The sequence below is a fragment of the Alteromonas sp. KUL106 genome (genome assembly GCF_009811415.1).
Lineage (GTDB): Bacteria > Pseudomonadota > Gammaproteobacteria > Enterobacterales > Alteromonadaceae > Alteromonas.
The window spans coordinates 1-1,196 of sequence record NZ_BLIG01000087.1 but is presented as its reverse complement, the minus strand read 5'-3'; the positions used below and the strand labels follow the sequence as shown (position 1 = coordinate 1,196).

Sequence of the window (1,196 nt, the reverse complement as noted above, 5' to 3'; positions counted from 1 at the left end):
TGGCAAAAGAAAAGTTTGAACGTACGAAACCCCACGTAAACGTGGGTACAATCGGCCACGTTGACCACGGTAAAACTACCCTAACTGCAGCTATCACTACAGTTCTTTCTAAAACTTACGGCGGTTCTGCTCAGGCTTTCGATCAAATCGATAACGCGCCTGAAGAGAAAGCTCGTGGTATCACCATTTCTACTTCACACGTAGAATACGACACGCCAAGCCGTCACTACGCGCACGTAGACTGCCCAGGACACGCTGATTACGTTAAAAACATGATCACTGGTGCTGCTCAGATGGACGGTGGTATCCTAGTAGTAGCTGCGACTGATGGCCCAATGCCACAGACTCGTGAGCACATCCTACTTGGTCGTCAGGTTGGTATTCCTTACATCATCGTATTCATGAACAAGTGTGACATGGTTGACGATGAAGAGCTTCTAGAGCTAGTAGAAATGGAAGTTCGTGAACTTCTTAACGAATACGAATTCCCAGGTGATGACCTACCAGTTATCCAAGGTTCAGCTCTTAAGGCGCTTGAAGGCGACCCAGAGTGGGAAAAGAAAATCATCGAGCTTGGTGAAGCGCTTGATTCATACATCCCAGAGCCAGAGCGTGCAATCGACAAGCCGTTCATTCTTCCAATCGAAGACGTATTCTCAATCTCAGGCCGTGGTACAGTAGTAACAGGTCGTGTTGAGCAAGGTATCGTTAAAGTAGGTGAAGAAGTAGAAATCGTTGGTATCAAAGATACAACTAAGACGACTTGTACTGGTGTTGAGATGTTCCGTAAGCTTCTAGACGAAGGTCGTGCGGGTGAGAACGTTGGTGTACTACTACGTGGTACTAAGCGTGATGACGTTGAGCGTGGTCAAGTACTAGCGAAGCCTGGTTCAATCACTCCACACACAAAACTTCGAAGCAGAAGTATACGTACTGTCTAAAGATGAAGGTGGCCGTCATACTCCATTCTTCAAAGGCTACCGTCCACAGTTCTACTTCCGTACAACTGACGTAACTGGTGCTGTAGAGCTTCCAGAAGGCGTAGAAATGGTAATGCCTGGTGACAACCTTAAATTCAAAGTTGAGCTAATTGCTCCGATTGCGATGGAAGAAGGTCTTCGTTTCGCAATCCGTGAAGGTGGTCGTACAGTAGGTGCTGGTGTTGTATCTAAGATCCTAGACTAATCTAGACTTAG

Annotated in this window: 1 pseudogene; it reads left to right on the top strand. The window is 46.7% G+C overall.

The window, feature by feature from the left end:
* A pseudogene (gene tuf / locus GVO63_RS19345) lies at nt 1-1,185 on the top strand (elongation factor Tu); the annotation flags it as partial.
* Nucleotides 1,186-1,196: the final 11 nt, after the last annotated feature.